Source organism: Microcoleus sp. N9_A2 (genome assembly GCF_036701775.1).
Classification (GTDB): Bacteria; Cyanobacteriota; Cyanobacteriia; order Cyanobacteriales; family Microcoleaceae; genus Microcoleus.
Genome location: NZ_JAUBRH010000012.1, coordinates 127,386 through 142,892 on the forward strand (window position 1 = coordinate 127,386; position 15,507 = coordinate 142,892).

The window sequence follows — 15,507 nt, forward strand, 5'->3', positions numbered from 1 at the left end:
AATAAGTAACAGAACTATGTACCTTTATTTTTAAAGATTTTGTGAAGCTACTTTGTGATTATAATCACATATATTTTGTGACAAAATAGTGTATGTAGGGTGACTTTTGTCACCAAATCTTCAATTATCTTTACGCCAACTTAACGATGGCCCGATAGAATCACTGTGGTAAAACTCAAGCAGAGGGTAAAAATGGCACAAGCAAAAATCGGAATTATCGGCGGCAGCGGTTTGTATAAAATGGAGGCCCTCAAGGATATTGAAGAGGTGAAAATTGATACACCTTTTGGATCCCCATCGGATGCCGCAATTGTGGGAACATTGGACGGTACGCCAGTAGCATTTCTGGCTAGACATGGCCGCAACCACACTTTTTTGCCCTCAGAAGTGCCGTATCGCGCAAATATTTATGCAATGAAGAGTTTGGGAGTTGAGTATTTAATCTCAGCGTCGGCGGTTGGTTCCCTCAAAGCTGAGGCGAAACCTTTAGATATGGTAGTGCCCGATCAGTTTATTGATCGTACAAAAAATCGAGTTTCTACCTTTTTTGGAGAAGGAATAGTCGGTCACATCACATTCGGCGATCCGGTTTGCGGCGAATTGGCAAAAGTGTTGGCAAGTGCGATCGAGTCCTTGAACCTCCCCGACGTTACCCTGCACCGGGGCGGCACCTACGTCTGCATGGAAGGCCCCGCATTTTCCACAAAAGCAGAATCCCACCTTTACCGCAGTTGGGGGGCGACAGTCATCGGGATGACAAATTTGCCCGAAGCAAAATTAGCCAGAGAAGCAGAAATTGCCTACGCAACTTTAGCATTAGTCACCGATTACGACTGCTGGCACGAAGATCACGACAGCGTAACAGTAGAAATGGTAATAGCAAATTTGCACCGCAATGCAGAGAATGCTCAAAAAGTCATTCAAGAAACAGTCCGTAGACTAACAGAAAATCCCCCCGTTTCCGAGTCGCATTCAGCTTTGAAATATGCAATTCTGACTCGGCTGGATCAAGTGCCGGCCGCAACTAAGGAGAAAATGGGTTTGTTGTTGCAGAAATATTTGTAGGTTCGCAAAAAGTTCTACGAAACTCGGTTTCTCGCTACCTTACAAAGTCTGGGTACAGGCTAATCTCAGAAACCGGGTTTCTTGCTAGATTTTTCGTACTCACCGAAATTATTCGTAGAAACCCGGTTTCTCGCTACTTACAAAGTCTTGGTGTACGCTAATCTTAGAAGCCGGGTTTCTTACACCTAATCTCAGAAACCGGGTTTCTTCCTAGATTTCTCGTACTCCACCGAAATTATTCGTAGAAACCCCGTTTCTCACTATCCACGCCCCACGTATTAACTTATCAATTGCTTGAATGCCTCATGTTCGCGAATCTTCTCCAAATCAGCTTCACTTTTTGCCAACTCTTTACACACATTCGGATTGAGATTGAGGGCGCGCTTTAAATTTTCAATGGCTAATTCTATTTTACCTTGTAGCGCATAACATCGGGCTTTATTGTACCAAATTCTGTAAAAGTCAGGTCGGATTTTAGCAGCATTTTCATAAGAATCAATCGCAGCTTCGTACTTTTGCAATTTTGAGAGTGCAACGCCTCGATTGTTCCAAGCGTCCGTATAATCATTTTTGATTTGTAGGGCTTGATTGTAAGAAATTACTGCTTGTTCGTACTCCTGCATTTTGGAAAAAGCAACGCCTCTGTTGTTCCAAGCATCGGCGTAATCGGGTTTGGCTTGAATTGCTTGTTCGTAACAGCCGATCGCCTCCTGGTACTTCTGCAACTCCAACAATACTACGCCTCGGTTGTTCCAAGCGTCGGGATATTGCGGGCGAATTGTCGTAGCTTGTTCGTAGGAGGCGATCGCCTCTGGATACCGCTGCATTCTCGTGAGCACTACTCCTCGGTTATTCCAAGTATCGGCTAAATCCGGCTGAATTTGCAGGGCCTGATCGTAAGCTGCGATCGCATCTTGATAACGATTTTCAAAGAAACAAGCATCTCCCTGTTTAGCGTAGTCGCTGGCCGTCAATAACTGTTGGTAATTGCCATAGTTAACCGGAGCAAATTCTTGAATTTGGGCATCGGGGAATAAAAGGTCTGTTTCTGCCTCTGCCGGGTGACTTTGGTGTTGAATTTCGCCTAAGATAGTTTCAGCGTCGGAAATTAATAGTTTTAATTGAGAGATTGTATCGTAATGGAGACTTTCAATTTCTTGGCGAGCAATTGTTGTCTGCTTGGATAATTTGCTCAATAGAAACCAAACACCGACTCCGGCTGCTGTCGGAAACAAAGTTAGGGCAATTATCAGCCCGTTCAGCATTACCGCCGTGCGCCCGAAAGCAATGTCAACTTCTTCTTGAACTCGATCGCGAATTTCTTCTTTAAGTTGCTGCTGTGGGAATTCCTGCTGAATTAACAGTGCTGCCCTCGGTTCAGAGGCAGAAACGCTACTGGCGCAGACTAGAATAGTCGAAAGGGCGATCGGGCTAATACTTTTTCTAAAGATACTTGACAAACGCATTGCCTTAGTGATACGCACCTGAGTTGCGATTTCCATGTGTCAAGAGATGCTGATAACGATGATCCCAGACTAGCCCATTTGTTCAAAAACTATTAAATACAGGATATCTGTTGTGCAGTCCCCTCCGATCAAATTGCTGACGCAAGAATTGCTAGACGAAGTTGCCGCTTCCTCCCGCCGCAGTCCCCGCCAGCGACAAAACTACAATTTCCACGATTTGTCAGAAAAGGTGCAGCGGTTTGTCAACGTGCTGCAACCGGGCACTTACGTCCGCCCTCACCAACACCTGCGCGCGCCGGAAGTTAACGGTTTTGAGTTTTTCGCAGTGATTCAAGGAGAAGTGGGTATTCTTATTTTGAACGAAAACGGTCAAATCCTGCGCTCCCTGCGAGTCAGCGCGGCCGGCCCGACTCGCGCTGTCGAACTGCCAGAGGGCACTATTCACACGTTAGTAGCTTTGACACAGGATACTGTGATTTTGGAGTTCAAGGAAGGGCCTTACGAAGTGGCGGCGGATAAAGATTTTTTGGCAAGTTTTCCGGCTGAGGGAACTGCGGCGGCGCGAGAATTAGTCCTGATTTGGGAAGCAGAATTTAAATAAGAAGGAAGAAGGAAGAAGGAAGAAGGAAGAAGGAAGAAGGAAGAAAATTAATGGTTTCATCAATTAAGAACGTGCTAACCCTCGATCGCAGTTGACTAACTAATGACTGACTACTGTCAACTGTCAACTGTCAACTGTCAACTGACTGATGAATCTAATTGTCGTCATCCGATTGTATAAATCCGGGGCGGTGCGAATGATTTTTCTCAGGAGCTCATCCGTCACCCAAAAGACGAGGGGAAACGAAAATGTTTTGCTGAATTCGCTGCATAATAGGTTGGTAGAAACGAGCAATCGATCGATCGCCTCCACTGATTCCAAACCGAGGAGCATTAAAGCTGGAGGCTTTTCGCCGTCTATTTCTGCTGCGATTGTCGTGTAGAGAGTTGTCGCCGATTTCGGCAAAAACAGTTGCCGCGGTTGCACGGGACAATTTGCTTGCAGCCGATCGACTATTTGCTGCCGCAAAGCCAGCGAGTTGCAGTTAACTAAAACGAAAGAAAAGTAACCTTGGGAAAGACGCAGCGCCCGAATTAAAGTTGAGAACGACCGCTCGTTATATTTAGCTGAGTCGTACTTAGCTGCATCGTCTTTAGCTGTATTTTCTGAGCTTTGCTCGATAAACATAAATTGCATATTTTTTATCTAGTTTTAGAGATTTTCTAGATTAAATTATGTTTTTAAAGAAAATCTGAATATCTGAAATTTATTTTTCCTTAAAAACATTCAGGTCACTATAGCACGGTTTTAAATTAATATCAATAGTCCGATCAAAATAGTCCGATCGACTGATTTGGCTTGAACCACTCAAACAGCACCTGCGACAGCACAACAAAAGAATAGCCGCAGGCAGAAGAAAGAAGCATATTTCGCATGGGTTTCAGCAATGAATAACGTTCTAAATATCTGGCACGATTGCTAGATTAAATGTAATTTAAAATACAAAAAAATCACCTAAAATTCTCAGCCAGCGGCAAAGTAAACCAAAAACTTGCCCCAGCACCGGGAGTGCTAATTACCCCAATTTGGCCGCCATGAGCGCCAATAATTTGCCGACAAAGATAGAGGCCCAAACCCAAACCAACCGAGTGTCGGGATTGATCACCCCTAACGTAAAGGTCAAAAAGATGTTCGCACTGTTCCGGCAATATTCCCGCCCCGTCATCTTCGACGGTACAGTAAATCATCCTACTTCCGGGATTGGGGATTGGGGATTGGGGATTGGTAATGGGAGATTGTGGATTGGCAATCGGTAATTTGTCGATGTTTTGTTTTGCTGTCCTTTGATTTATAATTAATTTACCCGCCTTGATTACTTGAGCCGAAACTGTTAAATTTAGTTCCGGCAGATTGTGTTTCAAAGCATTAGCAATTAAATTAGAGAACACACGCCACAACTGAGTTTTGTCAGCATTCACGGCTGGCAAATCATCCGGCACCAAATTTTTAAAAGTAGCTTTACCCTCATTCATTAAAGGCTCCAAATCGGTCGCAGCAGCTTCAACTACAGCCCTCAAATTAACCGATTCGCAGTGCAAAACCAAACCACGCAATTCCCCGGCGTGGACTTCCAACAGCGAATTTATCAAGCGCAATTGCTGCTCGCTACCTTGAATCATCCGCTCCAAAATAGAACGGGGAATTGCGATCGAATCCCCAGGTTTCGTCTGCCAATTTTTTAGCACCATTAACATTCCAGCCACCGGGTTTCGCAAGTCGTGAGAAAGAGCGTGGATAAACAGCCGCAGCGATTCTTGTGCCTGTTTGCGCTGCGTGATATCCTCAATTAAACCCTCATAATAAAGCAGGGAGCCAGTGCTGTCCCGTACCGCCCGCGCCTTCTCAGAAATCCAGACAATACTGCCGTCACAGCGGTAAATTTTAGATTCAAAATCCGATACTGTGCCGCTTTCCTCGATCGATCGCAAAAACTCATTTCTGCGAGACGGATCGACATACAACTGCCGCTCAATATCAGTAAACTTTGCCGTCACTTCTTCCGGGGAATCGCAGCCGTAAATCCGCGCCAAAGCTGGATTTGCAGTAATATAACGACCATCGGGAGTGCTTTGAAAAATTCCCTCGCCGGCATTCTCAAAAATGCTGCGGTACTTCGCCTCCGCCACCTCCAACTGCTGGTAAGCAGATTCCAACTCACGCCTGGTACTAAACTCTTTCCGTTGCAGACATTCGTACCAATAAACCGACAAATCGCAAATCAAACAAATCCAAAACAAATATAAGTACAACCCGGTCAACTTAAAAGGAGTATACTTAGCAAAACTTAGATTTAAAACCAAATTTATCCCGACGTGGCAACACAAAACGCCGAGTTGAGAAATCAGGTGCAGACGCCAGCGGACGGGCATCAGCGTAGCTTGGATCAGAAACGCTAAAATCCAGGTAAAAATTGGTAATTCCCCGGCTTGTGCGACAGCTAGCCCAACCTGTACAACTACCGTCAGCGACCACGAAAAACCCAAAAATAGTAAACCGGGATAGCGCTGTCCAAAGGAGGTTTTTTGCAACACAAAACAGGTCAATAAACCCAATTCTACAGCAGCGCTCGTGTACAAATAAACACTTTTAAACTCCTGGCGAGCGAAGAATCTTTCGCCCAGAAAATAGACAGTTATTGTGAAGGCAAAAAAGATGGCAATTCCGACAGCAGGGCGCAGCCGATCTCGGAGGAAGCGATCGCGCCACACCTCATAAACCGTTAACGCCTGAACTGATTTTGCATTGCCCAAATAGCTCATAACATTTTAGATTTTAGATTTTAGATTAAAGAATTGACAAAGATCGATCGTCCGAGTTAACAGCAGGTAGCGAAAACCAGAAAGTCGAACCACCGCCGGGAGTGCTTTCGACGCCGATTTCGCCGCCGTGAGCTTTGATAATTTGCTTGGAGAGGTACAAGCCCAAACCCAGCCCTGTTAATTGTCGGCTATTAGGGTCGTGAACGTAAAGTTCAAATAGAGATTCCTGCTGTTTGGCGCTGATTCCCACTCCATTATCTGTTACAGTACAGCGAACCATTTTTACGGTGAATCCGGGCAATTTGCTGCCGATATTGCCAATTTGACCCTGATAGCGGGGCATTTTGCAACTGCCGTCGAGGTTAAATTTGGCCAGGGTTTCCTGATTTTTCTGGGTGGTTTCGCCTATCCTAGGACGATCGCCCGCAGTAGATATCCGGTTAGCGATACAGCGGCCAAGCGGATTATTGGGCGATGTTAAAACCTGTGAATTTTCTTCATAACTTAGCGCTGTTTCAACTGCAATTACCTCGGCTTTAAAAGTGATATTGACTCCCGGAGGATTGTGTTTAATAGCATTAGTCAACAGATTTTCTAGCACCCGCTGCAAGTGTTTGCTGTCGGCCTTGACTTGTAGCAAATCCACTGGTATTTCCTGAGTTAAAGTTGCTTGATTTTTTGCCAACATCGGTTCTAAATCGGCAACAATGGCTGAAGCTAAAGACGGCAAATGCAGCGGTAAAGTATTGAGAACAATACCTTTGACCTCGCTAGCGTGAGCTTCGAGTAGGGCATTAACCATAGTCAACTGGTGTTCGCTGGCTTGAACAATCCGCTGCAAAATCGATCGAGAAACCGGAACATCCTGTAGAGAGTCAGAGGCCGATTTGTTGAGCAAATTTTTCAGCAGTATTAACATTCCCATAACTGGAGTGCGGAGATTGTGAGAAACTGCGTGCAAAAATAGGTCTTTCAGGCAGTTGCTTTCTTGCAGTTCGTGCATTTTTTGCTGTAGTTGGCGGGTGCGTTCCTCCACTTGAGATTCCAAGTTGGCGTTGAGAGCTTTTACCTGCTGCAAAAGTTGGGCTTGCTGGAGAGCGATCGCCACTTGGGTAGCAAGTTTTTCCAACAAATCAATTTCAAATTCCTGCCACTGCCGGGGCCCAGAGCACTGGTTGACGGCCAAGATCCCGAACAATTCATCTCCCAGGACGATCGGCACATTTAACGTCGCCCGAATTTGATAGTCGCTGTATAATTCGACAACTCGATCGGCCCCTTGCACCGTAGCAGCATCGGAGACAATTCGGACGCGGTTGTTAGCATAAAAAGTTTTCTGCGCTTCGAGGTGATTCTCGTCAGTGAGCACCAACCCCAAAATAGAACGGTATTGGACACCGACAGACTCAGCGACAATTTTACCGTACACCGGGCTAGGAAGATTTACCCCGTCCGCGTCCACAATACCGATGAAAGCGCGATCGGCCTTGAAAAATTTCCGGACTTCGGCAACAGTAGTATTGAGAATTTCTTCGAGGTCGAGGGAGTTGCGAATTCGCAGGGCGATTTCTGAGAGCAAGCGATCGCGATCGGAGGACGCTCGCAAAGCCACTTCCGCGCTGTGGCGTTCGGTAACGTCTTGCACTGTGGCGGAAATGACGTTTGAGTTAATTGCCGACTGTTCGCAGACAGTACGCACTCCGCCGTCTGGAAGCACGATCCGGTAATCAATGCAATAAGGTTTGCGCTCAAACATAGCTTGAGACTGCGATCGCGCCACCAATTCTCGGTCTTCTGGATGTACGGCTTGCAAAAAAACTTCTGGTGTCGGTTTGACAGTTCCCGGAGCAAAACCCAAGAGGCGGTAAAGTTCGTTTGACCACCGCAATTCGATATTGGATATATGATGTTCTGCGGATTCTTCGGAGTTGTCAGTGGCTGTGAGGGCGGCGCAATTTAAATCCCAATTTCCCAACTGAGCGATGCGCTGAGCGTTGGCTAAACTAGCTTCGCGATCGCGCAGCATGGCGGCCGTGCGGCGCACCTCCACCAGTGCTTGCTGGCGTTCTGCTACGGTGGCAGCCAACATCAGAGCCACAAGGGCGATCGTACCGGTAAAAGCTTGTAAAAATAAAACCGCCTGTTTGAGATTATCGCTTTTGGCCAAAAACGGGCCGCCTCCCTGCACTGCTCCCCAAATCGCGATGTAAGACACGATCGAATAAGCAAAAATCGCTCCCGCCGATTGAAACCGCAGGGCAGCCCAAACTATCAGAGGAAAAGGCAGATACTCCAGCGGATACTGAGCGATCGCCGCTTGTGTTTTTGAGCAAAAAAACAGCCAGCTCACGCTCAGCAAGAGAGTCAGCCACAGCGCTATTTCTGAATAATTAATAATTAAAAATAATAGATTATAACGGTTTTCAGTTGCAGAAAATGTGTGGCTGCGATTAGTAATTGGTAGTTGATTATTCTCTCTGTTAAAAAATGTGATAAAAGATGAAATAATAGGTTTTTTTAGTGGAGATTTAAAATTATTAACGGCGTGCTTTAAAGTCAGCAGCACTGGCGTCACAATCAAAATTCCCATGCCGTCTCCGAGCCACGTAGTCCACCAGTTCCGAGGGAAATTGCTCCACTGAGCCCAACCAAAAATGCACGTACCCAAGTTGCCGAGGATAGAGCCGAGGAAAGTAGACCCGATGACAGCGCCCGCTACCAAAGCCAGAACATCTCGCAGTCGATCGAGTTTGGTAGAAAATCCGCTCCAAGTCAGCAAAGCCTCTCCAGCCAGCGCTTGCAGGGTGACGCTAAAGGCCGATGTGGCAATGACAGCCGACGGTATACCGGCGGTAGAGTTTAACAGCACCGAACCGAGGGCAATTCCCGGCCACATCCGTCGCCCTTGCAGTAGCAGTGCCGTTAGAGCAATACCGGCTGGCGGCCACACGGGGGAGGGTTCGGCTTTCACCAGTCCCAGCATCGACGCTGCGAGTTTTCCGGTAACAAAGTAGGCCAGGGCCAGGATGCCGGTGTACAGAAGCATTCGAGTGCGGGGGTTGAGCAATTTCATGTTTAGTGCGATCGAATCCTCCATTCCTAGTTTTTAATTTAGGCGGCTTTGGGGCGATCGGGCTTCCTCCTGACGAATCACCTGACTGGGGGAGTTGACTGTTGACTGTTGACTGTTGACTGTTGACAACTGCCTACTGACAACTGCCTACTGACAACTGACTACTTACTACTGACTACTTACTACTTACTGCTTAAAATCCAAAACTCCGCTTACCATCCGGCTTAACAGTCAGCCAATTGGTCTTTGCCATTGCCAATTGTTCCTCAGAAACTGTAGCGTTCGTAAGATTCGCCCCGCACAAATTTGCTCCCCGCAAATTCGCCTTAGTCAAATAAGCCCCCGTCAAATCAGCACCTCGGAAATCCGCGCCTTCAAAATTGGCAGTGCTGCAATAAGCCTCAGTCAAATTAGCATCTCGCAAATTCGCCTGAATTAACCTCGCGTGACCCAAATTCGCCCCCGACAAATCCGCTGCTTGCAAATTTGCCTTCACCAACCTAGCCTGATAAAAATTACTTCCCGCTAACTGCACTTTTTGCAGTTGCAAACCCGACAGTTCGCAGTCAGCAAAATCGCGCTTGCCTTTAAAATATGCCGATCGCAAGCTGTTGGTGTCCCACTTAGGAGCAACTTTCGATAGCTTTGACGCTGCTAAATTGTCGCTAGAAGGTCCAACGGTTCCGAAAGTTCTGCCGGACTCAGCCAGACTTCGGGAAACTCTCGGCTGCATCCCCGTGTTCCCGGATTGGCTGAAGGAAGTTCTACCAGCGCGGGTGTGGTTCGATCGTAAATCTTGATTACTTTTGCTCCTCGGCGGTGACCACGAAGAACCCTCGTCATTAAATATTGTCGGTTCTTCAACAGTACGAGAAGAGCCGTTGAATTGAGTTGCCAAGCCATCGACAAGACTTGGGTCTTCAAATTCGCCAGAGAGAGCTCTGAGGACATCTGCTGCCGATTGGAAGCGGTGACCAACCATCGGCTTCAGCATTTTATGGAGAATCCGCGCAAAATTTGGACTCACCTGAACGTGTGGCTGCCAAACAATTTCGCCTGTTACTCCATCAAAATCTAAATCCTTGGGCGATTTTCCTGTCAGCAAGTACAAGCAAGTCATGCCCAAGGCGTAGATGTCGCTGGCAAATATCGGCCGCAGCGCCATTTGTTCCGGGGGAGCGAAACTAAATGTGCCGACTGAAAATTTCGTGTTGGCGCCTTGGTCGGCGGGGTCTAATAATAGGGTTTGGCTAACTTGGTCTTTTACCGCTCCGAAGTCAATCAGAACTAAGTGGCTGTCTTGAACTCGGCGAATAATATTGGCGGGTTTGATGTCTCTGTGAATTACTCCTTGGCTGTGGATATATTGCACTACTGGCAGAATTTCTAATAGAAAATTTTTAACGTCGGATTCGTTGAAACGGCCTGAGTGCTTGACTTCTTGTTTCAAAGTCGAGCCTTTAACATACTCTTGAACTAAGTAAAATTGCTGTTCGGTTTCAAAATAGTCTAGCAGCCTCGGTACTTGCGGGTGGTCGCCCAGTTGGCCGAGGGTTTTTGCCTCTCGCTTAAATAATTCCCGCGCCATTTCTAAAACTCGCGGCGACGAACTACTGGGTCGCAATTGCTTAACCACGCAAGTCGGTTGACCGGGCAACGAGATGTCTTTTGCCAGAAATGTAGCTCCAAAACCTCCTTGTCCTAACGGTTCAATAACTCGGTAGCGAGCGCGCAGCAATAACCGCGCACCGCAAGTCTGACACTGGAGAATAGAGTCAGCAGGATTTTGAGGATGGGGACAGCCCGGATTTACGCAGTAGCTCATATTGATTGAGTTTGCCTATGTTGTTCTGATCTTGTCAGCGTCGCTCGACTGCACAAATAGCCTGTTCCTGCTTCTGGTAGACATACTAATCTATCAGTTTTCGGCAAGCCGTGCCTTCGATTGCGAATTGGAATTGCACCTAAGTCTTTTAGGCAGATATCTTTTCCCTATTTTGATTATCTCGCTGCTGTGAGTTTTTTCGGTTGATTATCCTTGAAAATAGTTTAAAGACTTGCTAAAGTTGTGCTTTTTTGTGTAAAGTCTTTCTAAACTTAAGTGCTTTTTGCGTTGTTAGATGTATCTAGCATACCTCATTCTCTGAATGAGAATGCTACTCATCCCCCAGTAGCCATCGACCTTTGGGCAGATCCCTAATTTTTGCTGATGTGTACCATAACAGTCTTGACAAATTTGAATTAGTATGCTATTAAAAGCTTTCCCGAATAAATTCTGGGACTCAAAAGTCGTAGCCTGTAGGCACCAACTTTTGACTAATAACTACCGAGCACTGACAACTAACTACTGACTAAATTATGCGTATTTCTCTAAACTGGCTGCGGGAATTGGTCGATGTGACAATATCCCCAGAAGAATTAGCCGAAACTCTGACAATGGCCGGGTTTGAAGTCGAAGATATTGAAGACCGCCGCCCGTGGGCAAGCGGCGTAGTTTTGGGCAAAATCATCGCCTGCGAACAGCATCCGAATGCAGACAAATTGAGAGTTTGTCAAGTGGATGTGGGTTCCTCAGAAGCTTTAAATATTGTTTGTGGCGCACCGAACGCTAGGGCAGACATTTACGTGCCTGTCGCTGTTGTCGGCACTTATTTATCGACTATTGATTTAAAGATTAAACCTGCTAAATTGCGGGGCGTTCCTTCCGAAGGAATGATTTGCTCTCTGGCGGAATTGGGACTATCTAAAGAGTCAGCCGGCATTCACATTTTCGAGTTAGAAAATCCCGAATTGGGCAGCGATATTCGCCCACTTTTGGGTTTAGACGATGTGATTTTAGACTTGACAGCAACTGCCAACCGTGCTGACGCTTTGAGCATGGTGGGTGTAGCGCGGGAAGTGGCGGCGCTGACTGGGGCGAGTTTGAGAATTCCCGAAGCGAATGGTGTTGTGATTGAGGGCAAAGAAAGTCCAGGTTTGGCAGTAGAAATATCCCAAGCGCAAGGATGCCCGATTTACATCGGCACGGCAATTGAAGGTGTGAAAATTGCTGCTTCTCCAGCTTGGTTGCAGCAGCGGTTGCAGGCGGCGGGAGTGCGGCCGATTAATAATGTGGTTGACGTGACTAATTACATTTTATTGGAGTGGGGACAACCGCTGCACGCTTTCGATCGCGATCGCCTGCAATCTTTCACGGGTACTCAAGATATCAGCATCGGCGTCCGCTTTGCCAAAACTGGCGAATCCTTCAAAACTTTGGACGGACAAAACCGCAATTTGCAAGCACAAAATCTGTTAATTACTGCTAGCGACAAACCCGTTGCCTTAGCTGGGGTAATGGGCGGCGAAGACACGGAAGTTCACGAAGGAACGCAAAATTTAGTCTTGGAAGCAGCGATTTTTGACCAGGCAACGATTCGCCGTTCTGCGCGCGCTCAAGGCCTGCGGAGCGAGGCATCGATCCGCTACGAACGGGGGGTGAATCAGGCGGCTTTGACGACGGCTTGCAACCGCGCTGTAGCCCTAATTTTGGAGTTGGCTGGAGGCACTGCAACGGTGCAGAAAACGGCGAGTTCCGGCGAAGATTTGAGTTTTTCGCGATCGCTCGAATTGCGTCTCGATCGAGTAAATCTGGTTTTGGGACAGTTGAAAAGAGGAGAAACGGGCGGTTCTAAATATCTGGAACCGGAAGAGGTAAAAAATATTCTCACAGCCTTGGGATGCGAAGTTGTTGCGACGGAAAAAGAACGGGTGTTTGCGATAACTGTTCCTCCTTACCGCTACCGCGATTTAGAAAGGGAAATTGACTTAATTGAAGAAGTTGCCAGACTCCACGGTTATGACAATTTCTGCGATACTTTACCTAGCAAAACGGAACCCGGTTATCTGTCGTCGGAATATGCGGCAATTCGGAATGTGCGATCGGCTTTTCGGGCGGCAGGTTTGACGGAGTTGATGCACTATTCTTTGGTGAAAACTGAGGGAGATAATCAGGTGGTGCTGGCGAATCCGCTGTTTGTGGAGTATTCGGCTTTGCGGACAGAAATGCTGTCGGGTTTGATTGATGCTTTCCAGTACAATTTGGAACAGGGAAATGGGGCACTAAACGGTTTTGAAATCGGCCGCATTTTCTGGAAAGATGGGGATGCAATGAAGGAAGCCGATGCCGTTGCGGGGATTATCGGCGGCGATCCGACTGTGTGGAAATGGCAGCAGGGAGGGCGCGATCGACCTTTGACTTGGTTTGAGGCCAAGGGGGTTTTGGAAAGCGTGTTTCAGGCGTTGGGTTTGGCGGTGGAATATCAAAGCGATTCCTCGGATACACGCTTGCATCCGGGCCGCACCGCTGCGTTATCGTTAAACGGGACACATTTAGGAGTTTTTGGACAGTTGCACCCGCAATTGCAGCAAGAAAAGGATTTGCCTGAGCAGGTTTACGTGTTTCAATTAGATTTAGCGGTGCTGTTGGGTGGATTAGCGCGATCGAGCAACTTAACTCGCAAATTCGCAGGTTATTCGAGTTTCCCCGCTTCAGACAGAGACATTGCATTTTTCGCGCCTGTAGAGGTTGCGGTTGTTGAGATGCAGAGTGCGATGAAAAAGGCGGCGGGTAGTTTGCTGGATTCCGTGGAACTGTTTGACGAATATCGGGGCGACAACGTGCCGGCGGGACAGCGGAGTTTGGCTTTTCGGTTAATTTACCGCGCGGGCGATCGAACATTAAGCGAAACCGATGTCGAACCAGCCCAACAAAAAGTCCGCGACATCCTAGTCGAAAAATTCGGAGTCAGCCTCAGAAGCTAACCGTAGGGTGCGCACTGCGCACCTTCCCCTAACTCACACGTAAAAACCGAGAAACCGGGTTTCTTCCAACATTTCCCGCCACCCAACCAATATATTCATAGAAACCCGGTTTCTGCGGCCAAGCTAGTCCTAAATTCACTCCAAAGACTGAGAAACCGGGTTTCTTCCAACATTTCCCGCCACCCAACCAATATATTCATAGAAACCCGGTTTCTGTGGCCAAGCGAGTCTTAGATTACGGCACAATTTAATCATCATTTAACTGCCACAACATCTCTGACACACAAAAAGAAATATCAGGAAATTGCAAAGGAAAAATACTCGCATCATAACCAAGAATCACCCGACTCAGATAACCATCCTGACTCGGTTCTCTAAAAAGATGAAGTTGCTGATTATTCACATCCAAAACCCAATAATCAGCAATTCCAGACTGAGCATAAATGGTCGCTTTAATCCCGCAATCCGTTTTCAGGCTGCTATCTGCAACTTCGACAATCAGATAAATATCAGCAGCAGTTGGAAGACGGGCTGCATAGTAACGTGGATCTCGGACAAGTAGAGCAATATCCGGTTCAGGTTCAGAGTAATCATTGAGCCGAACAGGATCTTGTATGCTCATTAATACCAAGCTACCTAAACGATTTTGCAGTAGTTCTACTGTACATTTAATTGTTGCACCATGTGCTATGCTTTTAGCTGCAATTTTTACTATCTGCCCTGCCAGTAATTCCACCCGTTCATCTTCATCAAGAATACCAATTTCCGTCATCAGGTCATATTCTTGAACCGTCAACAGCCGAATGTCTAATAAAGTCATAGCTTGCTCCTCTATGAATTTAGTAATATTATAGTATAAGTTATAATCAGTCCCGTACTCCGACTGAAGAAACCGGGTTTTTAGTCGAATCGCGGGTTATAACAAGGTCTTTTGGTAAAAAACCCGGTTTCTGGGCCCCGTGGGACTAATAATTTAAATAGCGATAATGTCAAACTTATGGAAGAATTAATGGAGTTGAAGGAGTTGCTACACCGAGGTAAGGTTGCGGAGGCTCTAGTGTTGGTGGAAGAATTGGAAGAAATGAGTAAGTCCGATAAACTTAATAAAATTTTTAGTTATGGGATTATTCTGCTACTGCATCTGATTAAAAAAGTTGCTGAAAACCGTACTACTAAGTCTTGGGAAACTTCGATTTTTAATGCGGTTAAGCAAATTCAACGCACTAACAAGCGACATAAAGCGAAAGGCACTTATCTCACGGAAGAGGAATTAGTCGAGACTTTGGAGGATGCCTATGAATCTGGGTTGAAGTCGGCGGCTTTAGAGGCTTTTGAAGGAATTTATGATGTCGAAGAAATTGCCAAGATGGTGAACCGAGATGATATTATGAAAATGGCGATCGGGTTGATTTTAGATAAACAACCTGAAATTTAGATTGTTTGAGAGGTTGACAGATATGACTAAATATGTGATGTGGGGAAGCTACTGCCAAGACGTTCTCGAAAAACGCGCACCATTTCGAGACGCGCACCTAGCCGGACTTGCCAAGCAAAAAGAATCGGGTGTATTGATTACCATCGGCCCCACCAAAGACTTAACTAAAGTTTTCGCGATTTACGAAGCCGCAGACGAAGCCCAAGTGCGAGAATTAGTTGAAACCGATCCCTATTGGGTAAATCAGGTTTGGACAGAATACGACATTAAAGAGTGGATTCAAGCGTTTTAAAGGAGTTAACAGG

Annotated in this window: 11 protein-coding genes; 5 read left to right on the top strand and 6 right to left on the bottom strand. The window is 46.6% G+C overall.

Annotated elements, in window-relative coordinates:
- Positions 1 to 192: 192 nt before the first annotated feature.
- Complete coding sequence (locus QUA44_RS10275) at positions 193 to 1,065, top strand: S-methyl-5'-thioadenosine phosphorylase (RefSeq protein ID WP_333250141.1); 873 nt, start codon at positions 193 to 195, stop codon at positions 1,063 to 1,065.
- 278 nt (positions 1,066 to 1,343) lie between these two features.
- On the opposite strand, the gene QUA44_RS10280 is transcribed toward QUA44_RS10275, so the two are convergent.
- Positions 1,344 to 2,567 carry a tetratricopeptide repeat protein gene (locus QUA44_RS10280; protein WP_333250139.1) on the bottom strand — a complete coding sequence of 408 codons (1,224 nt, stop codon included), beginning with the start codon at positions 2,565 to 2,567 and terminating at the stop codon, positions 1,344 to 1,346.
- A gap of 76 nt (positions 2,568 to 2,643) precedes the next feature.
- On the opposite strand from QUA44_RS10280, the gene QUA44_RS10285 reads away from it, so the two are divergent.
- A complete protein-coding gene (locus QUA44_RS10285; protein WP_333250137.1) occupies positions 2,644 to 3,132 on the top strand; it encodes a WbuC family cupin fold metalloprotein in 489 nt (162 codons plus the stop codon).
- A 123-nt stretch (positions 3,133 to 3,255) separates the two neighbouring features.
- Here QUA44_RS10285 and QUA44_RS10290 read toward each other — a convergent pair whose 3' ends face one another.
- The 4 genes from QUA44_RS10290 to QUA44_RS10305 form a co-directional block, all read right to left on the bottom strand.
- Positions 3,256 to 3,768, bottom strand: a complete 513-nt coding sequence (locus QUA44_RS10290; RefSeq protein WP_333250136.1) for a hypothetical protein — start codon at positions 3,766 to 3,768, stop codon at positions 3,256 to 3,258.
- A 314-nt stretch (positions 3,769 to 4,082) separates the two neighbouring features.
- On the bottom strand, positions 4,083 to 5,891 hold the full coding sequence (locus QUA44_RS10295) for a PAS domain-containing sensor histidine kinase (RefSeq protein WP_333250134.1): 1,809 nt from the start codon (positions 5,889 to 5,891) through the stop codon (positions 4,083 to 4,085).
- 25 nt (positions 5,892 to 5,916) lie between these two features.
- The gene (locus QUA44_RS10300; RefSeq protein ID WP_333250132.1) at positions 5,917 to 8,988 is read right to left on the bottom strand and encodes an MASE1 domain-containing protein; all 3,072 of its coding nucleotides are present in this window, start codon (positions 8,986 to 8,988) and stop codon (positions 5,917 to 5,919) included.
- A 169-nt stretch (positions 8,989 to 9,157) separates the two neighbouring features.
- A complete protein-coding gene (locus QUA44_RS10305; protein ID WP_333250131.1) occupies positions 9,158 to 10,789 on the bottom strand; it encodes a serine/threonine-protein kinase in 1,632 nt (543 codons plus the stop codon).
- Between the two features lie 533 nt (positions 10,790 to 11,322).
- On the opposite strand from QUA44_RS10305, the gene pheT reads away from it, so the two are divergent.
- On the top strand, positions 11,323 to 13,767 hold the full coding sequence (gene pheT / locus QUA44_RS10310) for a phenylalanine--tRNA ligase subunit beta (protein ID WP_333250129.1): 2,445 nt from the start codon (positions 11,323 to 11,325) through the stop codon (positions 13,765 to 13,767).
- A gap of 247 nt (positions 13,768 to 14,014) precedes the next feature.
- On the opposite strand, the gene QUA44_RS10315 is transcribed toward pheT, so the two are convergent.
- Positions 14,015 to 14,587, bottom strand: a complete 573-nt coding sequence (locus QUA44_RS10315; RefSeq protein WP_333250127.1) for a Uma2 family endonuclease — start codon at positions 14,585 to 14,587, stop codon at positions 14,015 to 14,017.
- Between the two features lie 177 nt (positions 14,588 to 14,764).
- On the opposite strand from QUA44_RS10315, the gene QUA44_RS10320 reads away from it, so the two are divergent.
- Positions 14,765 to 15,202, top strand: a complete 438-nt coding sequence (locus tag QUA44_RS10320) for a DUF29 family protein (RefSeq protein ID WP_332965834.1) — start codon at positions 14,765 to 14,767, stop codon at positions 15,200 to 15,202.
- A 22-nt stretch (positions 15,203 to 15,224) separates the two neighbouring features.
- Positions 15,225 to 15,494: a YciI family protein gene (locus QUA44_RS10325; RefSeq protein ID WP_333250125.1), complete on the top strand. Its 270-nt coding sequence runs from the start codon at positions 15,225 to 15,227 to the stop codon at positions 15,492 to 15,494.
- The last annotated feature ends 13 nt before the right edge of the window (positions 15,495 to 15,507 follow it).